The 26,925-nt window shown below is 60.1% G+C and carries 22 protein-coding genes and 1 pseudogene; 10 read left to right on the forward strand and 13 right to left on the reverse strand.

The genetic code is table 11. The features are described 5' to 3' along the window. The first annotated feature begins 142 nt into the window (after positions 1–142). The 4 genes from M2267_RS12955 to M2267_RS12970 all read left to right on the forward strand — a co-directional run bounded on the left by M2267_RS12955 (position 143) and on the right by M2267_RS12970 (position 3,780). Positions 143–1,306 carry an adenylate/guanylate cyclase domain-containing protein gene (locus M2267_RS12955; protein ID WP_429114883.1) on the forward strand — a complete coding sequence of 388 codons (1,164 nt, stop codon included), beginning with the start codon at positions 143–145 and terminating at the stop codon, positions 1,304–1,306. A 269-nt stretch (positions 1,307–1,575) separates the two neighbouring features. Next, positions 1,576–2,427 (forward strand): alpha/beta fold hydrolase, encoded by an 852-nt coding sequence (locus M2267_RS12960; RefSeq protein ID WP_429114884.1) that lies wholly within the window; start codon positions 1,576–1,578, stop codon positions 2,425–2,427. 116 nt (positions 2,428–2,543) lie between these two features. Further along, positions 2,544–3,005 (forward strand): Rid family hydrolase, encoded by a 462-nt coding sequence (locus M2267_RS12965; RefSeq protein WP_429114885.1) that lies wholly within the window; start codon positions 2,544–2,546, stop codon positions 3,003–3,005. A 139-nt stretch (positions 3,006–3,144) separates the two neighbouring features. Further along, on the forward strand, positions 3,145–3,780 hold the full coding sequence (locus M2267_RS12970; RefSeq protein ID WP_429114886.1) for a response regulator transcription factor: 636 nt from the start codon (positions 3,145–3,147) through the stop codon (positions 3,778–3,780). 324 nt (positions 3,781–4,104) lie between these two features. Here M2267_RS12970 and M2267_RS12975 read toward each other — a convergent pair whose 3' ends face one another. From M2267_RS12975 to M2267_RS12990, 4 genes and pseudogenes are all read right to left on the reverse strand, one after another. After that, positions 4,105–4,743, reverse strand: coding sequence for a response regulator transcription factor (locus M2267_RS12975; protein WP_429115108.1), 639 nt, complete (start codon positions 4,741–4,743; stop codon positions 4,105–4,107). Between the two features lie 105 nt (positions 4,744–4,848). After that, positions 4,849–5,250: a response regulator gene (locus M2267_RS12980; protein ID WP_429115109.1), complete on the reverse strand. Its 402-nt coding sequence runs from the start codon at positions 5,248–5,250 to the stop codon at positions 4,849–4,851. Continuing rightward, positions 5,251–5,883 (reverse strand): annotated as a pseudogene (locus M2267_RS12985) (response regulator transcription factor); the annotation flags it as partial. It lies immediately after the preceding gene. Next, positions 5,880–8,882: a PAS domain-containing protein gene (locus M2267_RS12990; protein WP_429114887.1), complete on the reverse strand. Its 3,003-nt coding sequence runs from the start codon at positions 8,880–8,882 to the stop codon at positions 5,880–5,882. The pseudogene M2267_RS12985 and the gene M2267_RS12990, both read right to left, overlap by 4 nt. Before the next feature lie 352 nt (positions 8,883–9,234). On the opposite strand from M2267_RS12990, the gene M2267_RS12995 reads away from it, so the two are divergent. The 4 genes from M2267_RS12995 to M2267_RS13010 all read left to right on the forward strand — a co-directional run bounded on the left by M2267_RS12995 (position 9,235) and on the right by M2267_RS13010 (position 17,604). Further along, a complete protein-coding gene (locus M2267_RS12995) occupies positions 9,235–13,380 on the forward strand; it encodes a PAS domain-containing protein (RefSeq protein WP_429114888.1) in 4,146 nt (1,381 codons plus the stop codon). A gap of 376 nt (positions 13,381–13,756) precedes the next feature. After that, positions 13,757–14,410 carry a hypothetical protein gene (locus M2267_RS13000; protein WP_429114889.1) on the forward strand — a complete coding sequence of 218 codons (654 nt, stop codon included), beginning with the start codon at positions 13,757–13,759 and terminating at the stop codon, positions 14,408–14,410. Between the two features lie 317 nt (positions 14,411–14,727). Continuing rightward, positions 14,728–16,491: a flagellin gene (locus tag M2267_RS13005; RefSeq protein ID WP_429115110.1), complete on the forward strand. Its 1,764-nt coding sequence runs from the start codon at positions 14,728–14,730 to the stop codon at positions 16,489–16,491. A gap of 93 nt (positions 16,492–16,584) precedes the next feature. Continuing rightward, entirely contained in the window at positions 16,585–17,604 is a 1,020-nt protein-coding gene (locus M2267_RS13010) for an ABC transporter substrate-binding protein (RefSeq protein ID WP_429115111.1), read from the forward strand. A gap of 45 nt (positions 17,605–17,649) precedes the next feature. Here the strand turns inward: M2267_RS13010 and M2267_RS13015 are convergent, their stop codons facing one another. The 5 genes from M2267_RS13015 to M2267_RS13035 all read right to left on the reverse strand — a co-directional run bounded on the left by M2267_RS13015 (position 17,650) and on the right by M2267_RS13035 (position 20,844). Beyond that, positions 17,650–18,429: an ABC transporter permease gene (locus M2267_RS13015; RefSeq protein ID WP_429115112.1), complete on the reverse strand. Its 780-nt coding sequence runs from the start codon at positions 18,427–18,429 to the stop codon at positions 17,650–17,652. Between the two features lie 739 nt (positions 18,430–19,168). After that, on the reverse strand, positions 19,169–19,471 hold the full coding sequence (locus M2267_RS13020; RefSeq protein WP_429114890.1) for a DUF982 domain-containing protein: 303 nt from the start codon (positions 19,469–19,471) through the stop codon (positions 19,169–19,171). Continuing rightward, positions 19,464–19,820 (reverse strand): DUF982 domain-containing protein, encoded by a 357-nt coding sequence (locus tag M2267_RS13025; protein ID WP_429114891.1) that lies wholly within the window; start codon positions 19,818–19,820, stop codon positions 19,464–19,466. The genes M2267_RS13020 and M2267_RS13025 overlap by 8 nt, the downstream gene beginning before the upstream one ends. Positions 19,821–19,890: 70 nt before the next feature. After that, on the reverse strand, positions 19,891–20,364 hold the full coding sequence (locus M2267_RS13030; protein ID WP_429114892.1) for an Hsp20 family protein: 474 nt from the start codon (positions 20,362–20,364) through the stop codon (positions 19,891–19,893). 207 nt (positions 20,365–20,571) lie between these two features. Continuing rightward, positions 20,572–20,844 (reverse strand): usg protein, encoded by a 273-nt coding sequence (locus tag M2267_RS13035; RefSeq protein ID WP_429114893.1) that lies wholly within the window; start codon positions 20,842–20,844, stop codon positions 20,572–20,574. 280 nt (positions 20,845–21,124) lie between these two features. Between M2267_RS13035 and M2267_RS13040 the strand changes: the two genes are divergently transcribed. Together M2267_RS13040 and groL are read left to right on the forward strand one after the other, a co-directional pair. Continuing rightward, positions 21,125–21,439: a co-chaperone GroES gene (locus M2267_RS13040; RefSeq protein ID WP_429114894.1), complete on the forward strand. Its 315-nt coding sequence runs from the start codon at positions 21,125–21,127 to the stop codon at positions 21,437–21,439. Between the two features lie 54 nt (positions 21,440–21,493). Beyond that, a complete protein-coding gene (gene groL / locus M2267_RS13045; RefSeq protein ID WP_429114895.1) occupies positions 21,494–23,122 on the forward strand; it encodes a chaperonin GroEL in 1,629 nt (542 codons plus the stop codon). A gap of 341 nt (positions 23,123–23,463) precedes the next feature. Here groL and M2267_RS13050 read toward each other — a convergent pair whose 3' ends face one another. The 4 genes from M2267_RS13050 to M2267_RS13065 all read right to left on the reverse strand — a co-directional run bounded on the left by M2267_RS13050 (position 23,464) and on the right by M2267_RS13065 (position 26,924). Continuing rightward, on the reverse strand, positions 23,464–23,754 hold the full coding sequence (locus M2267_RS13050; RefSeq protein WP_429114896.1) for a type II toxin-antitoxin system RelE/ParE family toxin: 291 nt from the start codon (positions 23,752–23,754) through the stop codon (positions 23,464–23,466). Beyond that, positions 23,751–23,999, reverse strand: coding sequence for a CopG family ribbon-helix-helix protein (locus M2267_RS13055; protein ID WP_183928836.1), 249 nt, complete (start codon positions 23,997–23,999; stop codon positions 23,751–23,753). Before M2267_RS13055 ends, M2267_RS13050 begins: the two co-directional genes overlap by 4 nt. 158 nt (positions 24,000–24,157) lie before the next feature. Further along, a complete protein-coding gene (locus M2267_RS13060) occupies positions 24,158–25,204 on the reverse strand; it encodes an ABC transporter ATP-binding protein (protein WP_429114897.1) in 1,047 nt (348 codons plus the stop codon). 13 nt (positions 25,205–25,217) lie between these two features. Further along, the gene (locus tag M2267_RS13065; protein WP_429114898.1) at positions 25,218–26,924 is read right to left on the reverse strand and encodes a GH32 C-terminal domain-containing protein; all 1,707 of its coding nucleotides are present in this window, start codon (positions 26,922–26,924) and stop codon (positions 25,218–25,220) included. Position 26,925 lies beyond the last annotated feature (1 nt).

Below are 26,925 nucleotides of genomic sequence, written 5' to 3' on the forward strand. Positions count from 1 at the left end.
ACCAGCGACTGCTCTCACTAGAACAACCTGTCGATTGCTACCCACGGTGCGCAGTGAGACATCAATCGACCGGTCGTTCTCATTTGATCGAACGGTTGGCGCTCCGAACTTCCCATCGACACGGATGCGATTGCCGAAGGCCATGGGATTGAAACTGAAGACTGAAACGCGCGAGCAGATCCTGCGCTGGCTCGCGACCGGGATCCGCGACGAGCCCTTGGCAGAGACGGTTTTTGCCGAACTCTGCGGTCGGCTCATGCGCTGCGGCGTCGCCTTGAGCAGGGCGACGCTTCACCTTCGCGTGCACCATCCGCAATGGCTGGGTACACGCCTGACCTGGGTGCCCGGACAGTCGATCGCCAAAGTCGAGACCATCGCTTATGACGTCGAGGCAACCGACGCCTTTCGTCGCAGCCCCTTTCAACTGGCGATCGTCAGCGGACTGCGCGTTCGGCAGAAGCTGCAGATCGTCGGTCCACATCGTTTTGCGGTCTATGAGGACCTGAGGCACGCCGGCCACACCGACTACGCCGCCTGGCCACTCGATCATACGCAGGGCCGTCGCCACCTCCTCACCTCTGCCACCGACCGGCATGGCGGCTTTTGCGCAGAGGAACTGGCGCTGTTCGACGCGCTTTTGCCCTGGCTTTCGCTAGTCACCGAAATCCGCGTCAAAGGCCAGCTGGCCCGCACGCTGCTGGACACCTACGTCGGCTCTCATGCCGCTGCGGAAGTGTTGCGTGGCGCAACCCGGCGCGGGACCGGCGCGACGATCGATGCTGCGATCCTCGTCTTTGATCTGAGAGATTTCACCCGTCTTTCCAACCGATTGCCGCGTGACGAGCTGATCGAGATATTGAACGACTTCTTTGACGCCGTCGGAGAGCCGATCGAACAGCATGGCGGAGAAATCCTGAAATTTATCGGAGACGGTCTGCTCGCCATTTTTCCCATGGACCAGGCGCAGGCCTGCATGCACCTCATCGCGGCGGTCCGGGAGGGGTTTCAGGCGGCATCCCGGCTTTGGACGCAGGACGACCGGATGCGCTTCGGCATAGGCGTCCACCTCGGTGAGGTCAGCTACGGCAACATCGGTTCAAGACACCGTCTCGACTTCACCGTGATCGGGTCAGCCGTCAACAGGGCCTTCAAGCTCGAGGCTCTGACCAAGCGCCTGCACCGTCCCGTCCTTCTTTCGGCAGACTTCGTGGATGCGGCAGCCTGCCACGGGCAGACCGAACCGCTCGGGCGACACATGCTCGAGGGTATGGAGACTGCCGTCGAGGTCCACGCCTTACGCCTTTAAAGTCCTAAGCCATCGCGTTGACCTTCGGGCCCTTAAGCGGCCGCGAGAGGTCGCCGAAACCAAGGTATACCTTTCCCACCATGCACCAGGTGCTAGCGTCTTCACGTCGCTTGCCAGCCGTTACTCCCGGAGAAACAGGTCCGCGCCAGGGCGTCGAAACGGTCCTCCGCTAACGACCGCGCCCTCCGCGAGGCCGTGTCTCGGGAGCTGAGCATTGCGGCCTGAAACCACCATTTGATGCGGCACGACCAGCACAGAAAGGAATGGCCATGACAGCCGAGCAACCCGGTCACGGATACCTAACGACAGAGGACTCGACCAGGATTTTCTACAAGGATTGGGGACCGCGCGACGCGCAAGCGATCGTGTTTCATCACGGCTGGCCGTTGAGCGGAGATGACTGGGACAACCAGATGCTCTTCTTCCTCGCAAAAGGCTATCGCGTCATTGCCCATGACCGCCGCGGTCACGGGCGATCGGAACAGGTGAGCGGCGGCCATGACATGGACCACTACGCCGCCGACGTGGCTTCTCTCGTGCGGCAACTGGATCTGCGCAACGCAATCCATATCGGGCATTCGACGGGCGGGGGCGAAGCGACCCGGTACGTCGCTCGCCACGGCAAGGGGCGCGTGGCCAAGCTCGTCCTGATCGGCGCCGTGCCACCGTTGATGCTGAAGACGCCGAACAATCCCGAGGGGCTTCCGATCGAAGCGCTCGACGGCTACCGCGAGGCCCTTGCGGCCAACAGGGCGCAGCTCTATCTCGACATCGCAAACGGCCCCTTCTACGGCTTCAACCGTCCGGGCGCGACGCCGTCTGAGGCGATCAGCCACAACTGGTGGCGACAGGGGATGATGGGAGCGGCCAACGCCCATTACCTTGGCGTCAAGGCCTTCTCGGAGACCGACTTTACCGAAGACCTAAAGATGATCGACGTGCCGGCGCTGGTTCTGCACGGCGATGACGACCAGGTCGTTCCGCTTGCGATTTCCGCCCCCCGTTCGGCTCAGCTTCTGAAGAACTCCACCCTGAAGATTTACAAGGGTTTCCCTCACGGCATGGCGACCACACACGCGGACGTCATCAACCAGGACATCCTCAGCTTCATCACCAAATAGTTGCATGGAAGGGCGCCTCCGGCGCCCTTCGTTGCCACACTCGGACTGAAAGAGAACTGGGCTTCGCACGGTTGCGAATTGAGATCGCCGCCAATGAGGAAGAAATGGAGGATCTCATGTGTTCCCCGATCAAAAGGACCGCAAACTTCGGTGTACCTTGGGAAAAGGCCTACGGCTATGCCCAGGCCGTGCAGGTTAAAGGCATCATCTATGTCTCCGGACAGCTAAGCCATGACAGGGCCGGCAACCTCGTCGCTCCGGCAAGGCTGGATCCAGCCGGAAGACCGGTCGATTTTTCGAACATGGAAGAACAGATGCGGCAGACCTACGCCAATGCCGTCACTGTCCTTGCCGAATTCGGCGCTTCACTCGACGACGTGGTCGAAGAGACACTTTACGTGCTCGATGTCGACGCCGCGTTCGCGGCTGCCGGCAAGGTCCGCAAGGAAATGTATGGAGCCGAAATGCCGGAATGCGCGAGCAACCTGATCGGTGTTTCCCGCCTGGCCTTTCCCGCACAGCTGATCGAGGTCACCTTTCGGGCGATCGCACCGTGTGTTGCGCTTTGTAGCGCCTGACTGCGAGCCATCGGCTGACGGAACATATGGAAGGGTCTGAGAATGTCAGCGGGAAGGCAAACCTTCGTTTTATAGCCAGCAAATCCACGTGGGATAAAATGTGCGGATGTTGGTTCTGGACGATCAAGGGAGCTAAACGATGCCCGAAGGTTCAATCCCCATGGAAGCGGTCACCGACGTGAACGTGGTCCACATTATCGACGACGATGAAAGAATTCGCTCGGCGCTCTTGGAACTCTTTGGTTCTACCGGAATCCAGGCCGAGGCGTTCGTCGATACCGCGGATTTCGACGAACGGGGCGATCCCGAGGCCGCAGGGTGCCTGTTGCTCGATGTGAAGCTGCCAGGCATGAGCGGTATCGAGTTCCAAAGGAAGCTGTCGGATGCGGGTTTCGACCTTCCGATTGTTTTCATGACCGGCGATGGAGACGTTCCGACGAGCGTCACTGCCATGAAGGCGGGAGCCGTCGATTTCCTGTTGAAACCCTTCGAGGTGGATGACCTGCTTTGCGCGGTCGCCGCTGCCTTGGAGGAAGGAAAAAGGCAGCGGGAAGTGGCAGCAAGGAGGAAGCATGCCCGTCAGTGCGCGGCCAGCCTCACCCCCCGGGAAAGGCAGGTCATGAAGCTTGTCACCGAAGGTCTGATGAACAAGCAGGCGGCATACGAACTGGGGATCAGCGAAATCATGGTCAAGCTTCATCGCGCAAGCGCGATGAAGAAGATGCAGGCCCGGACCTTCAGCGACCTCGTCAGGAAGTCGGAACTGCTTCAGTGAGGTTGTGGCCTACGGCAATGGCCGACCGTGCTTGTTCCGGGCCGGAATGCATGCCCGCAGCGTCGCCTGTCCAGAACGATGACCAGCACCGCGATCCGAACGGGCCCGCTAAACGAATGTATAGTGATGCGGATGCGTGAAAGGCAGTAGGCTTCCATCATCATCCCTAGCCGGCACCTCCGTTGGTAGGTGATGACCCGAGTGTCGTAGCCCCCTCCCCGCGGCACAACCGCAAAAGGCCGGCACACCTAGGGGCCGTTTGCCCATGGGCAGGCGGCCTCTCTTTCCCTGGCAAGGACCGATTCCTGCAGGCCTGTCGGCTGCTCAATTCCGTCTCAGCAGCTCAATCTTGCGCACGAGATCCGCCAGCGAACGGCTTTGCATCTTGCGCATGACGCTCATCCGATGGAGCTTCACGGTCATTTCGCTGATGCCGAGCTGGTAGGCTACCTGCTTGTTCATCAGGCCACTGACCACGGCGAACATCACTTCCTGCTCGCGCGGAGAAAGTGTATCCGCCAGCGCCTGGATCCGGTCGCGTTCCGCCTCGACCTTGCGGCGCTCGGCGTCGAGCTTGATGGCCCGCTCCACCGCCTCGAGCAGATCCTGATCGGCGAACGGCTTGGTGATGAAATCCATCGCGCCAGCCTTCATCGCCTTTACGCTGGTCGGAACATCGGCATGCCCCGTCAGAAAGATCACCGGAAGGCGACTACCGGCAAGCGAGAGATGCTCCTGGAGGTCCAGACCCGTGCCCCCTGGCATGTTGAAATCCAGGACAAGGCAACCGGGCGCCCGGATGTCCGCCGTCTCCAGAAACTCGGGCCCATTCGAGAACGCAGTCACCCGCTTTTGGGTCACCATGAACAAATCGAGCAGCGCTTCCCTCATCGCCTCGTCATCGTCGACGACGTAGACGATCGGTTCCGCAGGCTCTTCCGTCTTGGTTCGAGCGTGTTGCATCAGATTGGCCTCTGTTTCACACTGCATGCATCATCGACGATCACGAAGAGCGGGCGTCCGCCTTGACGGCGCGCGAGCGGAACGACCCTAGGCGCAAGCGGCACCTCACGTTTCATCGTTTCCCTCCATTGGCCGGTCGCCCAATGCCGCGGCGAGCGTGGCCAGCAGAACCTGCGCGTCGAACGGTTTTCTGAAGCAGCACGTCTGGTCGCGCACACTCAGTTGATCGGCGATCTCGTGTCGCCCGGTCATCAGGAAAACAGGAAGTTTCGGCTCTTTCGTCCTGACCAGGTCCCTCAGTTCGAACCCGTCCATTCCCGGCATGCCGATATCGGTAATCAGCGCATCCAGACCCGGTAGCCCGGCCGAAAGGAGCGATCGGCCAGACGAGAAGCTGCGCGCCGAGTAACCGGCCGACTCCAACAGATCCTCCAGCGACTCCAGCAATCTCGGATCGTCGTCAACGATGGCGACGACCTGGCGATGCGGCAAAGCGATCGATTTCACGCCTGTCTTGCGGGCATGCGTAATGGGTACCTTCAAACGTTCGGCGATACGCACGAGGTCGGCAAATGAGCCTGCCTTCATCTTCTGCATCACGTTTCGCCGGTGAATCTGCAGGGTCACCTCGCTGATGCCGAGTTCTGCGGCCGCCTGCTTGTTGAGCAGCCCGCTTATGACCAGCGGCAGCACCTCGCGCTCGCGCGGCGTCAGGTCGAGATAGCGTCGCCTCAGCTTTCCGAACTCCGCGCGCTCGGCCCGTCTTTTCTCGTCCTCGGCAATCGCCGCATGAATGGCCGCCATCAAATCCGCGTCGGTAAACGGTTTGGTCAAAAAGTCGACCGCGCCATCCTTTATGGCCCGCACCGACGAACGTATGTCTCCGTGACCGGTTATGAAGACGATCGGCGGATGCTCTCCCGTGGCTATTTCACTTTGAAGATCGAGACCGTTGATGTCCGGCAACTCGATATCCAGAAGCAGACAGGCAGGCGCATCCGGTTTCTCCGAATTGACATAGTCTCCGGCAGATCCGAAGGCGATCGCCTGGATGCCGTGCGAGGCCAAAAGCTCGCACAAGGCCTCGCGGATCCGATTGTCGTCATCGACGATGAAAACCGTGTATTCGTCGTTCGTCATGCCGCTGCTTCCACTTCGATCGGCAAGGTAAACGTGAAGGTTGCGCCATTTGTTTCATTGTTTTGTGCCCACAGCCGCCCCCCGTGCGTTTCGATGATCGAACGACAAATTGCCAGGCCCATCCCCATTCCGTTCACTTTCGTCGTAAAAAAGGATTCGAATACCCGTTCCGGAAACTCGACCCCCGTGCCATTGTCGCTGACCTCCGTCGCGACGAAATCCCCCACGCGTCGGACCTGGACACGAACGACCCGGTCGCGGCCCACAACGTCCATCGCGTCCATGCCGTTGCGAATGAGGTTCACCAGCACCTGTTGAATATGCACCTGGTCTACCGCAACGGAAGGAAGGGTTTTCTCGATATCCACGTCGACCCGAACACGACGCCGCATCGCCTCCTCCGCTATGAGTTGAACGGCTTCGGCAATGACGGTCACGAGATCGGTATCGCTCTGCGGCTCGACACGCTGCTTGAACAAAGCGCGGATGCGGCTGACCACTTCCGCAGCAGAGTTGGCGTCACGGATAATGCGTTCGGCGGTGATCTTTGCCCGCTCGAGATTCGGCGGTTCGGCCAGCAACCAACGGTGACAGGCATTGGAGTTGGCCACGATCGCCGCCAACGGCTGGTTCACCTCGTGCGCGATTGACGCCGAAAGCTCGGCCAGGCTCGCCGACTGACTGGCTCTGGACAATCTTTCTTGCGCAAGACGCAATTCGTCCTCGGCCTGAACTTCGCCATCGATATCAAGGCAAATGACGTTCCACTGGACGATCGCGCCCTCCAGATTGCGCATGGCGGCCGCTCTGGTCTCGACCCACCGATAAGCGCCGTCGAACCTGCGCAGACGATGCTTGCGCGCATAGGGTTCGCCGGTGGCCAGCGAATGCGCATATCTCTCCTTGACGCCTGCGACATCGTCGGGGTGCACTCCGGCATCAAGCGTCGCGTCCAGCCGGGACTTGCCCGTTCCATCCAGGTCTTCGAGATTATAGCCGAGAAACTCCCGCAACTGCTGGCTGCGATAGACCGGCTCGCCGTTTGGTGCGGCGCAGTCGATCATCGCCGGCAACGTCTCGACCAGCTGCCACAGTGCCCGCTCCCGTTCGCGCAAGGCTTCCTCGACGCGCAATTGGTCGTCGATATCGTGCGACAGCCCATACCACTGTACGATCTGTCCACTGTCGTCGCGCAAGGGTTCCGCGTTGCTTTCAACCCAGCGATAGACGCCATCCGACCGGCGCAGACGAAACCGTTTTGAGAAGTTCTCGCCGGTGGCGACGGACTGACCCAGTGCCTCCTCGAGACCGGAAGCATCGTCCGGGTGCACGGACGCTCTGAAGGCTGCCGCCAGACGACCGGGCTCTGTTTGCTCGGAACTCGCTTCGTCCAGACCGAGAAAGGACATCAGCCGCTTGTTGAAAAACGTTGGTTCGCCCTGCCGGTTCAGGCGCCAAAGCAGGCTCGGAACGATGTCGACGAGCTGCAGGAGTTCCCTTTCCCGGTCGCGCAACGCGTTCTGCGCACGCATCTCGTCATCGATGTCAATCGAGATCGCATACCAGTTTACGATCGCGCCCTCCTGGTCGATCAGCGGCACCGCGCGTCCGTCCACCCAACGGTAGATGCCGTCCGAGCGGCGCAATCGATACTTCATTCCGTAAGATTCGCCTGTCGCAACAGAGTGGCGGACCGCTTCCAGGAGATGCGCGGAGTCGTCCGGATGCACGAGCATTTCCATCGCCGTCGCCAGCCTGCTGCCCGCCGGAGTTTCCAGCTGGGCGAGATCTTTCCAGCCATAGAAATCAAGCAGGCGCTTGTTGAAGAAGGTCGGTTCGCCGTTGGGGCCCAGTCGGCGGATGTGAACCGGGACCATGTTGACAAGCTGCGAGAGTTCCAGCTCTCGGCCACGCAACGCCTCAACGGTCTTCTTGTAAACATCGATATCGAGCGCGATGCCGAACCAACCCACGATGCGGCCTCCGGTGTCGCGGGCGGCCCGGGCGGCAGTTCTCGCCCAGACATAACTTCCCGATACGCGACGGAAGCGGAACTCGACGTTGAAATCATCCCCCGTTTCCAAACATCGGTTCCATACTGCCGCAGTCCGCTCGTAATCGTCCGGATGCAGCAATTGTTTCCAGGCCGTGTGACCTTCGTCAACGGAAACGTTCAGTTGCTCTGGAGTGACGCCGAGCGAGTTCTGGGCAAACGGATGCAGGTAAATCCAGCGTCCACGCGCATCGAACGCCCAGCCGTTGCCGAATATGCTCTCGACCGCTCTCGCCGACCGTAATGGTTCTGGCTCGGCCGCGGCATCGATTGCCGTAACGATACGAGGCTCGCGATCCGTCACCAACTCATCGATATCGACGCTGACGCTGTACCCGGGTTCGGCGCGGGTTTCCGTCCACCGATACTTGCCGTTGGGCTGTCGCTGTCTGTGTCTAGTGACCTGCGGAACGCCGGTCCAGAATGCCCGCGCGGCTGCGTGTGCCGCTTCAGTTCGATCATCGGGGTGAATTGCGCTCAATGAGTCTGGCAATTCTTGCGCAACCACCTCCGCCGCATCGGCAAAACGAGCGGCGGCGGACGTCTCAATGTCGATTATCGCGCCATACCATCCAAGGATGCGATCGTCACCATCGCGCAAGGGCTGAGCAGACGTGCGGCTCCAACCGTAAGCACCGCTTGTGCGCAGCGTTCGGTGTTCGATGTTAAAGTGCTGGCCGTTTTCAAGGCACGAGCGCCAGAGCGCCACTGACCGCTCGTAATCATCCGGATGGATCATTCGCCTCCAGCCAAGCGAACCACCATCCGACTGGGAGCCGAACTCCTCGAGTGTCAAGGCCAGCCGCGACAGCACCGCAGGGCTGACGCAAACGATCTCGCCGGCCGAGTCCGCCGCCCAGGCGTTGCCGACCACGCTTTCGATGATCCGCACCGCCTGAATAGCTTCCAGCCCGATTTTGTCAGGGGAATCGAACGCCTTCGTCATTGCCTTCTCCTGCAGGACGAGGAAAGCCACTATCAGCGCTCTGCATAGCAGTTGTTTCTCAAGATCCGGACTGCGCGAACTAGCTGCACATCCTATTCTCGCCGCGTCTCGCCTGCATCCTATGGAAATCTATGACAACTGAGCGGTATATTCTAAGCTGTACTTCAGCATAGGCGAAGCGTAGCGCCTGGCCTCGCCTGTCAGCACGCCACTCATAGACTTCCATAGGCTGCAGCGTGACCGTGATTGCGGTAGGTTAAGGGGATGGTTGGTTTGCCCCGCCAGACTTCGTTGATAGTGCATTGGTGGGGCCGACTATGCCCAGGCTTTCTCTGTCCGATCGGAGCAGCCGATGGAATCAGCGTATAGAGCAATTGGCGACAGCCATTCAGAGACCGTCAATCATCCGGCGCAAGGGCTCGAGGGAACGTCGCCAGAGACTGCGGGAAGCGCGCTGCTGCGCGCGCTCACCGAGAGACCGTCGGTCGAGCAGGCATCCCAATGGCGTCGGTTCCGATCAAGCCGACCGCAGCTCTTGCATCTGGTCGCGTTCTTCGCCGCCTACGTGCTGGGCTGCGGATTCGCGAATGTGCTTGCTATCGTCCCGGGCATCACCGTCTCGATCTGGCCTCCCGGCGGCGTGTTCATGGCCACACTCATCCTCACGTCTCCCTACAGTTGGCCATGGTGGATCATCAGCGGCTGCCTTGCCGAGATGTTTGCCCAGCTCGTGTGGTTTCACAGCCCGCTCCCGGCAGGTTTCTTGATCTTCGTCGGCAACGCGCTCTGCGCATCCGCCGGTGCCATGCTGGTCAGCAGCGCCACTGGTCGTCCCGTCCGGCTGGAAACCCTCCAGCAGGTCCTCGCTTTCGTCGTTTTGGGCGCCGGAGTGGCCCCGCTCGCAAGCGCAACCGTCGGAAGCGCAACCCTTGCCTGGTTCGGCGTGAAGTCGCAGACATTCGCGTCGGTATGGCCGCTATTCTGGATTGGGGATGCAACCGGCATCCTATTGGTCGCGCCACTCGTGCTGGTCCTCGTCCACTCCTGGCGCGGAGAAACCGGGCTGTCGGTGGCACACTGGACGGAGGCCGCTGTTCTCTGTTTCATCTTCCTGGGCGTTGCAGCCCTTTCCTTGAGCGCTCGCTTCCTCCCCTCCCCCTACATCATCTTGCCGTTCCTGCTATGGGCTTCCGCACGTTTCGAATTTCGAGGCGCCGCAGTCGCCTTGACGCTCCTGACGCTGATGACGATGGCGCTGACGATATCCGGAGACAGCCAGTTCATCGTTGACGCCGGATCGCAACGGCAACAGCAGGTCATGCTGCAGATCTTCCTCGTGATTTCCGCCTTCTCGGCGCTCGTCGTCGCGGCGATTTCCAGACAGCACCAGCTGGCGCTGCTCGCCGCTCGTCAAAGCGAACAGCGGCTGCAACGCTTGATCGACGCCGTTCCGGCTCTGATCTGGAGCGCTACGCCTGACGGAACGCCGAGCTACCTCAACAAGTGGGCCACCGACACGACGGGGCTGACGTTGACGGATCTGGTTGCCGCCAACGGCAAGCGATCCCTGACAGACATTCACCCGGATGACCGCACGGCAATCGACGAGTCGCTGAAGCGGGCGTTCGAGGCGGGTTCGACCTTTGCAGGAAGGTACCGTCAGCGACGCGCAGATGGCCCGCACCGGTGGGTCGAGAGCCGGGCAGCGCCCTTGCGTGACGAAGCCGGAACGATTCTGCAATGGTATGGCGTTTCCGTCGACATAGAGGACGCCGTGAGCGCGCAGGCTGCACTGCGCGAACGGGAACAGGAGTTGCTGCAGCTTGTCAACATGGTGCCGAGTCACGTCTGGCGCTTGACGCCTGATGGCGAGCCGACCTTCTTCAACAAGCGCATGGTCGACTTTCTTGGCCTCGACATCTGTGACACGGACAAACCGGGGCAATCCCGGTTGGCAGCCATGGTCGAAGCCTCCGTGCATCCCGCCGAGGCGGACGCGTTCGTCGACCAGCTTCGACATAGCCTCGAAACCGGCGAAGCCTTTGCCATGCGGTATCGCCTGCGCCGAGCCGACGGCCTCTTTCGTTGGATGTCGAGCCGAGCAGAGCCCATGCGGGATCACGCCGGGAAAATCGTCCAATGGTACGGTATGTGCCATGACATCGATGACCTGACGCACGCCGAGGACGCATTGCGCCGCAGTCAGAGGCAGCTTCAGCTGATGATCGACGCAGTGCCGGTCCGCATCTGGAGCGCGACGCCATCGACCGGCTCGGTCTACTTCAACAAACAGTTCAGAGACCGCTTCCGCTCTGTTGTCGCAAGTTTCGAAGCGCACGGGGAGAAGAGCATCGAAAGCCTGCTTCAGAAGCTGATCCATCCGGACGACGCTGTGGCCGTCGGGGACACGCTGCAAAGGTGCTTTAAAACCGGTAGCAGCGCAACCTTACGTTTTCGTTGGCTCGAAATTGAAAGCGGGTATCGCTGGGTGGAATGCCGGGTCGAACCCCGCCGCAATCAGGACGGAGAGATCGAGGAGTGGTATGGCGTTTCGCTTGATATCGACGATCAGATGCGGGCGCAAAACGCATTGCACGAACGCGAGCGGGAGCTGTCTCTGCTGGTCGACATGGTGCCAGCCTTCATAGCCCGTCAAACTGCTGGCGGCGAACTGAGCTTCCTGAACAAGCGGCTCGTGGATTTCCTCGGATCCGACGCCATCGCCAAGCCGGGCATGGCCCGGGCCGGCCAAATGATGCGTGCTGTCGTCCATCCGGACGATATCGCATCCGTCAGGGAAAACGCCACGCACGGCTTCACCGCCGGCGCACCCTTCTCCAACAGATATCGCATGCTGCGCGCCGACGGGACGTACCGCTGGGTGGAAGGGCGCTGCGAGCCGCTGCGCGATCAAAACGGAACGATCGTGCAATGGTATGCCGTTGCCATCGATGTCGACGACGAGGTGCGTGTCCAGCAACAGCTCTTTGATCGAGAACGCGAACTCTCGCAGTTGGTCGACATGGTGCCCAGCCCACTCTGGCGGCTAAACACGGATGGTGAACCGGTGTTCTTCAGCAAGAGCCTGATTGAGTTCCTGGGGCATGACGTGAAGGACTATCAGGGATCCGATAGTGCTCTCGCCTCTGCGATCACGGCCGCGCTTCACCCGGATGATGCAGCAAAGATGGATGCCACTCTCAAGAAGGCTTTCGTCACCGGCGAGAGCTTCTCCTGGACCTACCGCCTGCGCCGTGCCGACGGCGTCTATCGCTGGATGTCGGGCCGAGGCGCGCCCTTGCGGGACGCCGGCGGCCAGATCCTGCAATGGTTCGGCATCTGTCACGACATCGACGATCAGCTCCGTGTCGAACAGGTCTTGCGCGAGCGCGAGCGCTCGCTTCGACAACTCATCGAAACCTTGCCTGCGATGGTGGAATGCACCGACCCGAACGGTGACCCCGTCTACCGCAGCGAGCAGCTTTGCGAGTATCTGGGATACCAGCTGGAAGCACCGGACGCCTTGGGAGAAGCACGACCGTCGCGTGCGCTTGGTGCTGCCGTCCATCCCGACGATATGCCTCAGGTCCACGAGAACTGCGGCCATGCCTTGTCCACCGGCACGCCCTATGCGCAGAAGCATCGACTTCGCCGGTCGGACGGAGAATATCGCTGGGTGGAAACCCGGGCAGCGCCCATGAGGGACGCAGAGGGGCTGATCGTCCAGTGGAACGTCATTTGCATCGACATCGACAGCGAAGTTAGGGCCCAGGAAGATTTGCGGGCTGCGCGCGATGGTCTCGCACGTGCGTCTCAAGCCGCCAGCCTCGCCGAGCTTTCCGCCTCGATCGCCCACGAGGTGAACCAGCCGTTGGCAGCGATCGTGACAAATTCGCATGCATGCCAACGCTGGCTTTCTGTTGAACCGCCGAACCTTGAACGAGCGCAAAGGACGGTGGAGCGCATCACGCGCGACGCAAATGCCGCCGCAGACGTCGTCAGCCGCATTCGTGCGTTGTTCTCGCGGTCCGCTGAGCCCGGGATGAGCACCACGGTGGACAGCGTCATTGCCGAGGTACGCAGCCTTCTGGCCGAGGAAGGCATGCGGCGCCGCGTTCAAATCCAGGTTGACGTTGAAGGCGACCTTCCCCAGGTGGCGGTGGATCGCGTGCAACTTCAGCAGATACTGGTCAACCTGATCCGAAACGGTATAGAAGCGATGACATCCACAGCGGATCTGCGCGTGGTCAGCCTGCACGCCACGCGTATCGAAGACGCGATCCGGATCGCCGTGAGCGATCGGGGCGCAGGAGTCCAAAACCCCGACAGGATATTCGAACCGTTCTTCACCACGAAGAACGACGGCATGGGCATGGGATTGGCGATTTGCCGTTCGATCGTCGAATCTCACGGCGGACGCCTGTGGGCAGAAAAGAACGAACCCCAGGGCTCAACTTTCGTTTTCACCCTACCGGTGGAAGCCACCATCGAGAAATGAGAAGTGCATCCCGCCTCGCTCAACAGCCACTCCTTCTCGATTCCGCCAACCATAGCATTCCAGTCGATACATTATGCGATCCCAGCCGCACAAATCCCGAACGTATGCAGACCGCGCTCTTTCTATAAATAAGGGGTGCCGAACACCGACTGGCGCCCACTGGCAGTTAGGCGTTGCGCCGGGCCACCACCCGCCGGGCCGACACTTCTAATTGATCCGTTGCCTTCCTGCCGTGCGGCGGGAGTGATACGCCGACCGCCGACGAAGAGTTTCGCACGGAAGTTGCAGTTCCGGTCGATTTTGTGCGACGAAGACGATTGCGCCGAGCGCAGTGCGTCTCGGCCATCTCCTTCCACTGTGTGAGGTACCAGGCCAATTGAACAACAAACGCTCCGATATTCAATCCTTGGCACGCCAGCTTTACAGGGATCATAAAAAGGTACTGGACCTCGTCAGGGAACAGGGTTCCGGCCCGAGCTTCGAGCTCGCCGTTCACCGGCTGTTCGGTGACAATGCTCAGCGCGATTCAACAGTCCGGATTGGGAGCCGTGATTTTGTCTATTTTCAGCTCACCCAGAGCCACGTGAGCTTTCTGCCCGCCGAATGGCAGCGGGCGTTGAACCAGACGCCGGGCAAATGGCGGGGCTGCAAAAACTGGTGGGCAGGCTATCCGTTGATCGTCTGGGCCGAGCTACGCACCGGAGATGATGGCATCACGGGGCATCTCAAACTGAATGCGGAAGTCGGCCCGATTGCAGATCATAAGGTCCGCAAGACCATGATCGACGCGATCAAGGCCGCCGCGTCCGGGAAAGATTTGGTCCGGATCGAGTTTCCCGCCGGCGCATCCGACAAGGGGCGTCTCTACTCGCGGTTTCTTCGAAGAAACACCATCGATTTGAATGACATTCGCGACGCGGACGAAATGTCAAAGGCATTGGCAGAGCTTCTCGGCGGATTTGAGCCGGAGTTCGATTTGGTCGCGACTGTCCTTGCGCAGCTCCCCCGCTCAGACGAACCGTCACGCTGACAAGCGGACGATGCGCGCTACACCGCAGGTCGCCGTCATCCGCCTTGCAACGTGCTCCGTCGCGGCCCCAACAATGCCGTTAACCTTTTGTTAACCATTTCCAGCGCAAAACGTTAATCAAATGCCCGGTGTGGTTGTTGCCATTGACGTCATCCGAGCTGCCCTGAGCATCGAACTGCCTCGTTCTCAGGGGACGGTCTCGCCATTATGGCGGGCACCCTTGTGGTTAACCGTTGAAAGTGTCCCATCTCGCTAGCCTTTTCGTGCCGGTCTTCATCGAAGTCCGGGGGCTGGCCCATATCCACGGGGCTTTTAACGTGACCAGCATTTTGACAAATACGGCGGCAATGGCCGCGCTCCAGACGTTGCGGACGATCGGCACAGGCATGGCCGAAACCCAGCAGCAAGTGAGTTCGGGGCTTCGGGTTGAGACCGCCTCCGACAACGCGGCCTATTGGTCGATATCGACTACCATGCGCTCGGACAACAAGGCGATTTCAGCCGTCGCGGATGCGCTCGGCCTTGGCGCCGCGAAGGTCGACGTTGCTTATACGGCGATCGAGGCGGTGATCGACGTCCTGTCGGAATTCAAGAGCAAGCTCATCGCGGCCAAGGAGCCGGGCGTCGATGCCGCGAAGATCCAGGCGGAGCTTGATCAACTGAAGGGCCAGATCGTCAGCGTCTCACAGTCGGCGAGCTTCAACGGCGTGAATTGGCTCGACACGGACATCGCCAACATCAACGACAGCGACCTGAACAAAGTGTCGCTCACCTCGTCCTTCATTCGGTCAAAGGACGGCGTCACGATTGGCAAGACAGACTTTCATTTGTCGGAAATTGCGCTGTTCAACAAGAGTAGTGGTGGCCTCTTGCAGGCCGATACGCGCAAGATGCTCACGCTTGGCGGGATCAGAAACTACGACACCTACATGGATGCTCAGGGCATCATCCACATGGATACGACCAACACAGTAATTGGCGTGCGCGCCGTAAAGGACTTCAACTTTACCGGCCCGCTGAGCGTTGGCGCGGGCGACACAATCAGCTTCGACATCACCGTTGACGCCGACAACCCTGCCGATGTGGACGCCCCGCACCATCCCGGCAAGACCATGCAAATCGTCATCGATCGCACGATGGTCGACACCTTGTTTCCCGCCGCGAACGGCGTGATCTCCAGCTACACGCAATATGCGTCATTGTTGAACCATGCGCTGTCACAAGCGAATTCCGGAGCTTCCGCCACTACCTATGTCGACAACAACGGCAATCCGATCATCAACAAGATAGGCATCCAGACGCAGGAAAATTCGGGGCTGAACGGATCATCTGTCGAAATCAGCAACTTCGTCAGCAATGTCGGGTCAGGCGGCATGTCCAATTCCCTGCATTACGGCACGCGCGGATCCGGCATGTCGCTCTTATTTACGCCCTTCGAGGTCCACAAGGACGGCGACAATCTTGATGGCGTGGAACTCAGCTTCAGCTTCGGCGTCAATGGTGCGCCGGCCACGGATCACGGCTTCAACCGTACCCATGTCAATCAATTGCTTGGAAAGACAAACGGCAAGGTCGAGACCTCTGACGAAATGGTCACCCTGCTGCGATCGTTGATCAGCGCCGACTGGCCGGACGTCATCATCGAGGCAACGGGTTCCTCGGCGATCTCCGTCCGTTCGGACAAGACCGTCGATCGCCTGTCCGGTGCCAGAACATCCATCGGCTTTACCGGCATCTCGGTCAACATCGAGCCGCTTGCCGAGCAAAACGTCCTGGACATCGACATCGTCGCCAATCCGCAGAAGCTGGACGTCTACATCGGCTATCTCGAGGTGGTGACCGCCGACGTGATCGATGCCGGCGCAACGCTCGGCGCGCTCAAGACCCGCATCGACATGCAGGAGAACTTTGCTCAGACCCTCATGGATAGCATCGACAAGGGCGTTGGCCGCCTGGTCGATGCCGACATGAACGAAGCCTCGACACGGCTGAAGGCGCTGCAGGCGCAAGAGCAGCTTGCCATTCAATCCCTTCAGATAGCGAACTCCGATGCCGGAAACATCCTGCAACTGTTCCGGTAACATCGCTCACGCTGGATCCGGCTTTCTTTGGCGGCCTGTTTTGCCATACAACCCGCGCGTTCGCTTCGCATACCCGCCGCATCAGGAATTCCAATGAACGCGCCTGCCCACTCCAGCACGACGGCACTTGCCGCCGTGCTGACGATCTGGACGATTTCCGCCCCCGTGTCTGCACACGCCCTCGACAAGGTCCGCTTCGGCACGGACTGGCTGGCCGAGGCAGATCATGGCGGGTTCTACCAGGCGCTCGCCGACGGCACCTATGCGAAATATGGCCTCGACGTAGAAATCCTGCAGGGTGGCCCCGGCACCCACAATCGCGCGCTCCTTCTGACCGGCAAGCTCGACTTTTATCTCGGCACCCAGCAGGAACAACTCGTCGGGCTCGAGCAGGGCATTCCCCTCGTCGATGTGGCCGCCTTCTATCAAAAGAACGCTCAGGTCATTCTTGCTCATCCCAACGCCGGCATTGAAGAGTTCGCGGATCTTGCAAGCCTCGAAACCATCTACATGACGCATGGCGGATTTGGCGCGTATTTCGAGTGGATGAAGGCGAATTTCTCGGGCTTCCGCGACGAGCAGTTCAAGCCCTACAATTTCAGTCCCGCCCCGTTTCTTGCCGACAAAGGATCGGCGCAGCAGGGATTGATCACCGCAGAGCCTTACGAAATCCAAAGACAAACAGGCAAGGAACCGAAGATCTTCCTGCTCGCCGACAGCGGATACAAGCCTTATGCGACGATGATCACCGTGCAGCAGAGCCTGGTCGACATGAGGCCTGACCTCGTCCAACGGTTTGTCGATGCCTCGATAGAGGGATGGTACAGCTATATCTACCGGGACAACGGAGCGGCAAACGCGCTGATCAAAAAAGAAAATCCCGAAATGAGCGACGGCCAGATCGACTACGCCATCAACAAGATGAAGCAATATGGGATCGTCGATTCCGGCGATGCGCTCGACAAAGGCATCGGCTGCCTGACTGGCGAACGCTACAAAGACTTGTTCGACGAATTGGTGAAAGTGAAACTGCTGAAGCCCGATACGGACCACACCAGGGCCTTCGATACGCGCTTTTCCTGCAAGCGCGTCGGCATGTCGCTCAAAGATTAGCCTTCAGACATCCACCAATATGGCGTCGCTTCCGGCGCGAAACCATCAAGACTGCTCGCTCTCGTGCCAACGACGCAGCGCGAGTTTCGAAAGCAGGGACGTGAGGCTAAATATCGCGACGCCGAGCAGGGCGAGCAGGACGAGACATGCAAAAAGCCGCGGCATGTTCAGGCGGTATTGCGCTTCCAGCAGCCGAAAGGCCAGGCCCGCGTTATCACCGGCCTGCCCGGCCGCAAATTCGCCGACAACGGCCGCCACCAGGGCAAGGCCGCCTGCGATCTTGAGACCTGAAAAAAAGCTAGGCAATGCCGATGGCAGCTTCAGGTGAACGAGGGTCTGCAAGCCGGACGCACTGTACGTTTTCAGCAGATCCGCATGGTTTCGATCGGCCCCCTTCAAGCCTTGCAGCGTGTTCAGCATGACGGGAAAGAAGGTGACGAGGAATGCGCATGTCAACTGCGCGATCCAGGGTGTCGGCGCGTAGATCAGGATCAATGGCGCTACGGCGACAATGGGCGTGACCTGCAAGGTGACCAGGACAGGCGACAGCAATCTCTCGAGCCATCGCGACTGCGCCAGCACCACGGCCGCGCCTCCGCCCCCGACGATCGCAAGGGTGAGCGCAGTCAAAGTCGTTTGCACGGTCACAAGGAGCGCCGGCCCCAAGAGGTGCCAATCCGTTAGAATCGCCAAAGCGACGGTGACCGGACTCGGCACGAGGTAGGCAGGAACGCCCGACAGCTCGACGTAGGCTGCCCAACTCGCGATCATCGCGCATGCGCCAACAAGATATGTAAGGGTTCGAGACGACAAGATGTCGAGCAATCTCTTCAATTTGTCTCTACCTCGGACCTACAGCAGCGTCGCTGCAAATCGCAGCGATTGATCGGATGCCGTACCGAAGCTAAGTTTCTCGAACCTTGCTTCGCGACCCGAAACTGTCGGTGTGAACTGAGGCCGTGCGCCCGCAATGAGCATGGTAGGCCGTCCCAGTCGATACATTATGCGATTGTAGACGCACGAAACCGGAACAAGCAGTGTACAGGCCACGTCGGCGATATCATTGCTGAAGAAATTGCGCGTGTCACTGCGTCGCCTACTGAGCGACGAGATCAATGAGCTTTGGTTGTCTGAGCTCGTCAACGCGACTGATATGCAGAAAGACCCTCCTCCCTCGACCAACGTCGGAGCCGCTCTACTCCGAAGGGCGCTTCCGTTCGGACGGGCGGGGCCTCTACGAACGAAGAACGCCAGGACAGATTCAACATGGTGATCGCCCACCGGCCCACTAAGGCGCGAGGCATTCCTCGCAAATGCCACAGCCGTCGACGTCCATGCGTGAGGCTGGGAACTTTTTATGACAACACAGACACATCGCAGTGCTCCGCGCTTCCCGTTTTTCGGGCGCAGGGCGAATGATCTCGATCACGCGATCGGTGAGGAGTTTCATGGTAAGCTGTTCCATCTCGAGGCTCCATGTCGAGCATGAGGTGCGCCAGCGACGAGGCAATGCTGGATGACATCGTCTCGGGCTGGCGCTTCAGGAGTCATGACCTTCGCCATTCTAGATGGGGGAATGGTGGCCACCAGCATCAGGTCTGGCGCCCAGGGGTCGCTCGGCATCGGTAGGCATTCCGGCGTCTCGGCAGGCCTCAACGAACGCTTCGCGGGCGATGGCAACCGGCGTCATTCGATTAAGCGCGCGACGACAGGTTTGCACCGCCTGGCTATACTTCCGACCTCGATAAATCGTCCATTCGCCTTCCAGGAAGTCGAGGACGTCGTTGACAGATGCAAAGACCTGTCGTGTACCGTCCTTCATCTCAACCGAGATGGGTGCCATGAGCAGCAGTTCGGGATTAAGCATGGTGATCTCCCTTCGCATTGATGCCAAACGAAGACGCTCCAACGCTTGTGCGAGGAGCAGTGCCGATCTGAAAAGTCGGCGGCGCAAATCGTCCGCTCGTGTCCATTACTGGTGCCAGCAGATGGTGTCTTTCGGCGAAGGCGACGAAGAGGCCCCGCACAGTCTCTGCTTCAACCTCGCCGCGCAATGCAGCCAGACAGGCCTTAAGCGCCATCGAATGGGCCGCGTCCCCCGAAGAGTGCCGCCACTCTACGAGGAGACGGTAAGCGTCCATCACTGACCGGATTTCTACGGGAAAACCGAGACCCACAAGGATGCCAACTGGCCGCTCGAACATATCGGGTTTCATCGTGCTCTCCTTTCCAACCCGCGATGTCGATGGGCGCCTTAAGGACCGGCGCCCAGTCTATTGGGATAAGTCATGCGGCATTCGATGCCTCGATTTGCATCGGCGCCTGTGACCGTTCAGCCGCCGCAGCGCTTTCGATCGCGATTTTGCGCGGTTTCATCTCTTCCGGGATTTCCCGCACCAGGTCGATCTCCAGGAGACCGTTGGTCAGATCAGCGCCTGTCACCCGCACGTGGTCCGCAAGCTCGAACCGGTGCTCGAACGGTCGACCGGCGATCCCGCGATGCAGATACGCATCGGAAGAGGGTTCCTGCTTCTTGCCGACGACTGTCAGAAGATTGGTTTGAAACGTGATGTCGAGATCGTCGCGGGTAAAGCCGGCAACCGCAATCGAGATCCGATAGCTATCATCTCCGGTCTTGGCGATGTCGTAGGGGGGCCAATCGCTGATCGAACGCGCGCGCTGGGTTTCGAGCAGATTGAAGAGTCGGTCGAACCCCACGGTCGAACGGAAAAGCGGTGCGTAGTCGTAAGTTGTTGCCATAACCATATCCTCCTAGAGCAACATGGGAACGGAAGCGCCGAAAGACGGCGCTTCCAGCAAGTCCAGCCCTCATTCAGCGGCTGGCGGCAAGCGATTTGGTTAGGCACAAGTTTGGTTTCAAGGGGCCGGAAGAAAAAATTTACAAAGCCCTCAACCACCCCTAGGGCGCAGCCCCTGTGCGGACCCGGCTCCTTTCAGGGAAGCGTCTCAATTCACCCTGAACTCGCCATCCACGCGGCGCCATTCATTGGGACCAATCAGACGTTGATGGGAATACCGTACAGAATGAAGGGGGCCATCGAGATTGGCTTGCCAGAAATCGAGGAACTTCTGCATTTCCGGAAAGTCAGGAGCGAGATCGTAGTTCTGCCAGACAAAGGTCTGCAAAACGGATTCGAAATCGGGAATGCGGTAAAGGATATGCGCGGTGGTCAATCCATAGCCGTTTATTTGACGCTCGAAATCCGATGAAAATCGCATGCTTCATCTCCGTTTCTCAACAAGCGCCAAGGTGGCGCAATTGTTCGCGGTCATCAATGGGAAATCTAAACGCGACGAGGACTTTGTTGTTCCTTTACAGCGTGTTAGCAGCCATGAGAAGCGAGTGCTGTTTTTTTGGGGCGCCCTCTTGAAATCCAAAAACCGCAAAACCAGATGATTTCGCGCAAGATGCTCAAACGAGGTTTTGCACCCGTCCGGACTGGTCATCCGGTCCGGTGATGGGGAACAACGTCATACCTGTTTGTCCATGGAGGAAAACATGACTTTCCGACCGCTGCATGACCGTATTCTCGTCCGCCGGGTTGGCTCGAAAGAGAAAACCAGCGGCGGGATCATCATTCCCGATACGGCGAAAGAGAAACCGCAGGAGGGCGAAGTCGTTGCTGTCGGCGCTGGCGCGCGCAACGAAGCGGGCCAGATACAGGCGCTCGACGTCAAGGCCGGCGACCGCATCCTATTCGGCAAGTGGTCAGGCACCGAGATCAAGATCGACGGGGAGGATCTGCTGATCATGAAAGAAAGCGAAGTCCTCGGTGTCCTCGAAGCCCAGGTTGAGAGCAAGCAGGCAGCCTGAGCCAGCCTACGAAGTCCATTAGTCAAATAGCTGCCTATTGAGGAGTTAGAAAAAATGGCTGCGAAAGAAGTCAAGTTCCATACCGATGCCCGTGAACGCATGCTGCGTGGGGTCGATGTTCTTGCCAATGCCGTCAAGGTGACGCTCGGCCCAAAGGGGCGCAATGTCGTCATCGACAAGTCTTTTGGCGCCCCGCGCATAACCAAGGATGGGGTGTCAGTTGCCAAGGAAATCGAGCTTGAAGACAAGTTCGAAAACATGGGCGCGCAGATGCTGCGCGAAGTCGCCTCCAAAACCAACGATCTCGCCGGTGACGGGACGACCACGGCCACCGTGCTTGCCCAAGCGATCGTCAAGGAAGGTGCCAAGGCGGTTGCCTCGGGCATGAACCCGATGGACCTGAAGCGGGGCATCGATCTTGCCGTTGATGCGATCGTGAATGAACTGAAGACCAACGCGCGAAAGATCTCCAACAACTCCGAGATTGCCCAGGTCGGCACCATCTCGGCCAACGGCGACGAGGAGATCGGCCGATATCTCGCCGAGGCGATGCAAAAGGTCGGCAATGAAGGCGTTATCACTGTCGAAGAGGCCAAGACTGCGGAAACCGAACTCGAAGTCGTCGAAGGCATGCAGTTCGACCGCGGCTATCTCAGCCCGTATTTCGTGACCAATGCCGACAAGATGCGGACCGAGTTTGACGATCCCTATATCCTCATCCACGAGAAGAAGCTTTCCAACCTTCAGGCCATGCTGCCAGTTCTCGAAGCGGTCGTGCAGTCAAGCAAGCCGTTGCTGATCATCGCAGAAGATGTCGAAGGCGAAGCGCTTGCAACCCTGGTCGTCAACAAGCTGCGCGGCGGCCTGAAGATCGCAGCGGTCAAAGCTCCGGGCTTCGGCGATCGCCGCAAGGCCATGCTGGAGGACATTGCCATTCTCACCGGCGGCACGGTTGTGTCCGACGACGTCGGTATCAAACTCGAGAATGTCACCCTCGATATGCTCGGCCGGGCAAAGAAGGTCGCGATCGAGAAGGAGAACACCACGATCATCGACGGCGTCGGCGCCAAGGCCGATATCGATGGCCGTGTCGCACAAATCCGCGCACAGATCGAGGAAACCACATCCGACTACGATCGCGAGAAGCTGCAGGAACGACTTGCCAAGCTCGCTGGTGGCGTTGCGGTCGTTCGTGTCGGCGGCTCGACAGAGGTGGAGGTGAAGGAAAAGAAGGACCGCGTCGATGATGCGCTGCATGCTACCCGGGCCGCGGTGGAAGAAGGCATTCTTCCGGGCGGCGGCGTCGCGCTGCTCAGGGCCGTCAGGGCGCTCGACAATCTCCCTTCGGCCAATCCAGATCAAAAGGTCGGCATCGAGATCGTCCGGCGCGCCGTGGAAGCACCGGTTCGGCAGATCGCCGAAAATGCTGGCGCCGAAGGCTCCATCATCGTCGGCAAGCTGCGCGAAAAGACGGACTTCTCCTACGGGTGGAACGCTCAGACCGGCGAATATGGTGATCTCTATGCCCAGGGCGTCATAGACCCGGCCAAGGTCGTGCGCACAGCGCTACAGGATGCTGCCTCCGTCGCTGGCCTTCTGGTTACGACCGAAGCGATGATCGCAGAGAAGCCGAAGAAGGACGTCGCGCCAGTACTACCGGCCGGCCCGGGAATGGACTTCTGACGGATGGTTCAGGCCCGTTCTCCCAAGGACGGGCCTGACCGGCTCCACGATCGCCCCCCGCAACGACGGGTTCACTCTTGTCGAAGTTTGCGGTCTTCGAGGCAGATCAGATAATCCATGCCCGCACCTTCCCCCCCGGTCTCGATCGACCCCGCGATGCGATCCAGTCGATACATTATGCGATACTGAACGCACACAACGGGAACAAACGTGACACAATCGTCATATCTGTCGAAAACATGGACTTCCCGCCAAACGACGCAGCTGGGAACGCGTTACGTCGCCTGGGCAGGCTGATGCGATGATCGCTCATCCTCGCCGACACGTTTTTTGTTGGTCGACTAGAGAACTCGCGGCCATTGCTGGTGGGCGTGCATGACGGTGAGGATCTCAACGTCGCGACTTACGCGGTAGGGAATGATGTATGGAATGTCGGCCAGCACGAGCTCGCGCGTGCTCTTGATACGACCAGGGCGCCCACTGGCAGGGTACTCCGCCAAGGCATCCACGGCAGCGACAATCCGCGCCACGACCCGAGCGGCCGCATCTGGATCGTCTTTCTCGATATACGCGCCGATCTCATCAAGTCGCCGCAACGCCCGCAGCGTCCAGCGAATACGCTTCCCACTCATGATTGGCGGGCAGACTTGACGTACTTCCCGACTACTTTCGCGACATCTTCATCGCTGGCGAACTCACCCCGGTCCGCCTCGGCCAACCCCGCTTCAATCTCGGCAAGCTGCCATTCCTGTTGCTCAACGAAAGCTTCGATGGCTTCGGCAGCCATATAAGAGCGGGACCGATCCAGCTTCTCAGCGAGTTGATCCAACTTGCTCGCGGTTTCATCTTTCACACGCACGGTAAATGCAGCTGTCATAGGACCTGACTTTCCTTGGTTCACCTTGATTATCAGTGAACCGCTCTGGTGCGTCAAGGTTCGCCTTGAAAGAATTCCAACAGCGGACAAAGCCGCGGACTGCCCGGGAACCCCTTGAAAAGATTCGAATTGGCGACCCACGTCTGGGGGCCAAATGATCAGTTGATCCGTTTGCCTTCCGCGGAGAACAAATGGATTTTCTGGTTTTTCGGTGAAAGTTGGATCTGCTGGTCGGGCTTCAGTTCCACCCGCCGGTGCAGCACGATCCCCGCTGTCTGCGTGCCGACGCGGACCGAAAGATGCGTTTCTGCACCCGTTGGCTCGACGGTCAGGACGGTTGCCGGGATGCCCGTATCCGCGAGGTCGAGGTCCTCCGGGCGGATGCCGTAGGTGCGAGCTTCACCGTTGCCCAATGACGATGGAAGGGGCAGGGAAACGCCACCGTCAATGCGAAAGCCGCCATCGCCGACATTGCCCTCAAAGAGGTTCATCGACGGCGAGCCGATGAAGGTGGCGACGAAGGTGTTGTCCGGCCGGTCGTAGAGGTCGAGCGGCTTGCCGATCTGTTCGATCCGGCCGGCGCGCATGACCACGATCTTGTCGGCCATGGTCATCGCTTCGATCTGGTCGTGGGTGACATAGACAATGGTGGTGCCAAGCCGCTGGTGTAGTTCCTTGATCTCGCTGCGCATGGTCACGCGCAGCTTGGCGTCGAGATTGGACAGCGGTTCGTCGAACAGGAACACCTTCGGGTGGCGGACGATGGCGCGGCCCATGGCAACACGCTGGCGCTGGCCGCCGGAGAGCTGTTTCGGCAGGCGGTCAAGCAGCGGCTCGAGCGCGAGAATGCCGGCGGCCTCCTTCACCAGCTTCTCGATCGTCGCCTTGTCGCGGCCCTGGAGTTTGAGGGCGAAGCCCATGTTCTCAGCGACCGTCATGTGCGGGTAGAGCGCATAGCTCTGGAACACCATGGCGATGTCCCGCTCCTTTGGCGCCACCTCGTTGACGACCCGGCCGTCGATGCGGATTTCGCCGCCGCTGATGTCTTCGAGCCCCGCCAGCATGCGCAAAAGCGTGGACTTGCCGCAGCCGGAAGGTCCGACGAGCGTGACGAATTCTCCGTCTTCGATATCCACGGAGACACCGTGGATGACGGAAGCCGCGCCGTATTGTTTCAGAACGCGATCGATCGCTACCGATGCCATTGTCTTTCCTCCCTCAAAGTTTGAGCTGCCAGATTTTTGCGCCCGTGACCGCGCCCATCAGCCTTGCCGAGCGCGCGGCGGCAAATCCCGGGATGCGCTTGGTGCCTGTCCAGCGGCCGTTGTCGGCGAAGACCTCGATTGAGCCCGCATCGAGGAAGATGCGCAGCTGCGCAGGCCTGGCGCCGGATGCCAGATATCGCGGTGGCGGCTTGCCGGTACCGGCATCGAAGAGGATTGCAAGACCGTCGCCGTCGAGCCTGACACCCAGCGTGATATCTGGGTGATCGAGCGCGAGCTCGAAGGCCGCGCCAGCCTCGGGCAGTGCAAGCACGATCTCAACTGCGCCACCTTCCAGGGGAACCGTTTCGCCGGCAGCAAGTGCCGTTTCATCGAGCAGCCGGTGGCGCAGGCTTTCGACGGCCGCGACCGGCGGCGTCAACACGGCGTCGCCGTCGAGGAGCACGCGACGCGGCAGGGTCATCGCCGTCGGGAAATCGTCCTTCTTGGAAAAATCCGTCCAGTTGGCAAGCCAGGCGATGCCGACCGGCTCGTCGCCGTCGACGAAGGCCTGGAGGGCGTAGGCGTCGGAGCCGAAATCCAGTTCCTGTTCGAATTCGACCGTGAACGCCCGGCCGTCGAAACGCCCGACGGTGACGGATGTGAGGTTGCGCCGGCCGGTGGCCGGGTCACGGCTTGTGAGCAGGCCAAAGATCAGAGCCCAGCGGGTCTCCGGATCATCCGCCTTGCCGCCCACCGGCACCATGCAGGGGCACTCCGCCGCGGTCATGCCGAAACCGTCCTCGCGATGGATGATGCCGAGGAAGGTCCAGCCCGTGGCCCCCTGCAGATCCGCCGTCTCGTAAAGCAGGACGACACCGCCCGATCGGTCGCGGCTGCCAAGCAGCATCTTCCACCGGCCATCCGGGCCCTTGAACACATAGGGATCGCGGAAATCAGTGGTGAGATTCAGGCCTTTCGGACGAACGGGCAGGATCACCTCGGACGGGCCGGCGACGATGCCGTCACGGCTGACGGCCGAGAGCTGGATCTGCTCTTCCGGTTGCCGGTCGCGGACATGTTCGGTGTAGAAGACCCGGATGCCATCTCCGTCCGGTCCGGAGACGGGGATGGCCGAGCCGGAGAAGGCGCCGCCCCGGCCATCGTCCTTTTGCGACAGGTGATCCGGCGGAAACAGGAACATCGGCAGATGCGTCCAGCGGATCAAGTCCTTGGAGACCGCATGGCCCCAGTGCATGGTATTCCAGCGCAGCCCATGCGGATAGTGCTGATAGAAGAGATGGCCAAGGCCCTTGAACCGGCCGAAGCCGTTCGGGTCGTTCATCCAGCCGAAGGGCGGGCGGAAGTGGTAGCCGTGGGCAATCTCGGGCGGCGCCGTGCGGACGTCGCGATGGAGGACGCGGATCCCCTCCTCCACAACCGTCCGCGGGTGGAACGCATAGGCGATGGAGAGCGCGGTTGTTTCCGCATCATAGGCAAGCACCGTGCGACCACCCGTCCCGAGCGTGACCGCGAAGAATTCGAACTCCCCGGCGCGGCGCGTGGACGGACCGGCAATCTCACTGCGGTCTACGGCGACCGACAGTTTGGCCTCGGCGCCGATCTCGCGCGCCTTCAGCCAGAGATGCAGCACGGTTCCGGCGGGCAGTTCGGCCTCGACGATTTCAAGCACGGGGCTCGCGGGTTTTGTCTGCGAAGTCATA

This window comes from Ensifer sp. KUDG1 (genome assembly GCF_050434285.1).
GTDB lineage: Bacteria > Pseudomonadota > Alphaproteobacteria > Rhizobiales > Rhizobiaceae > Ensifer.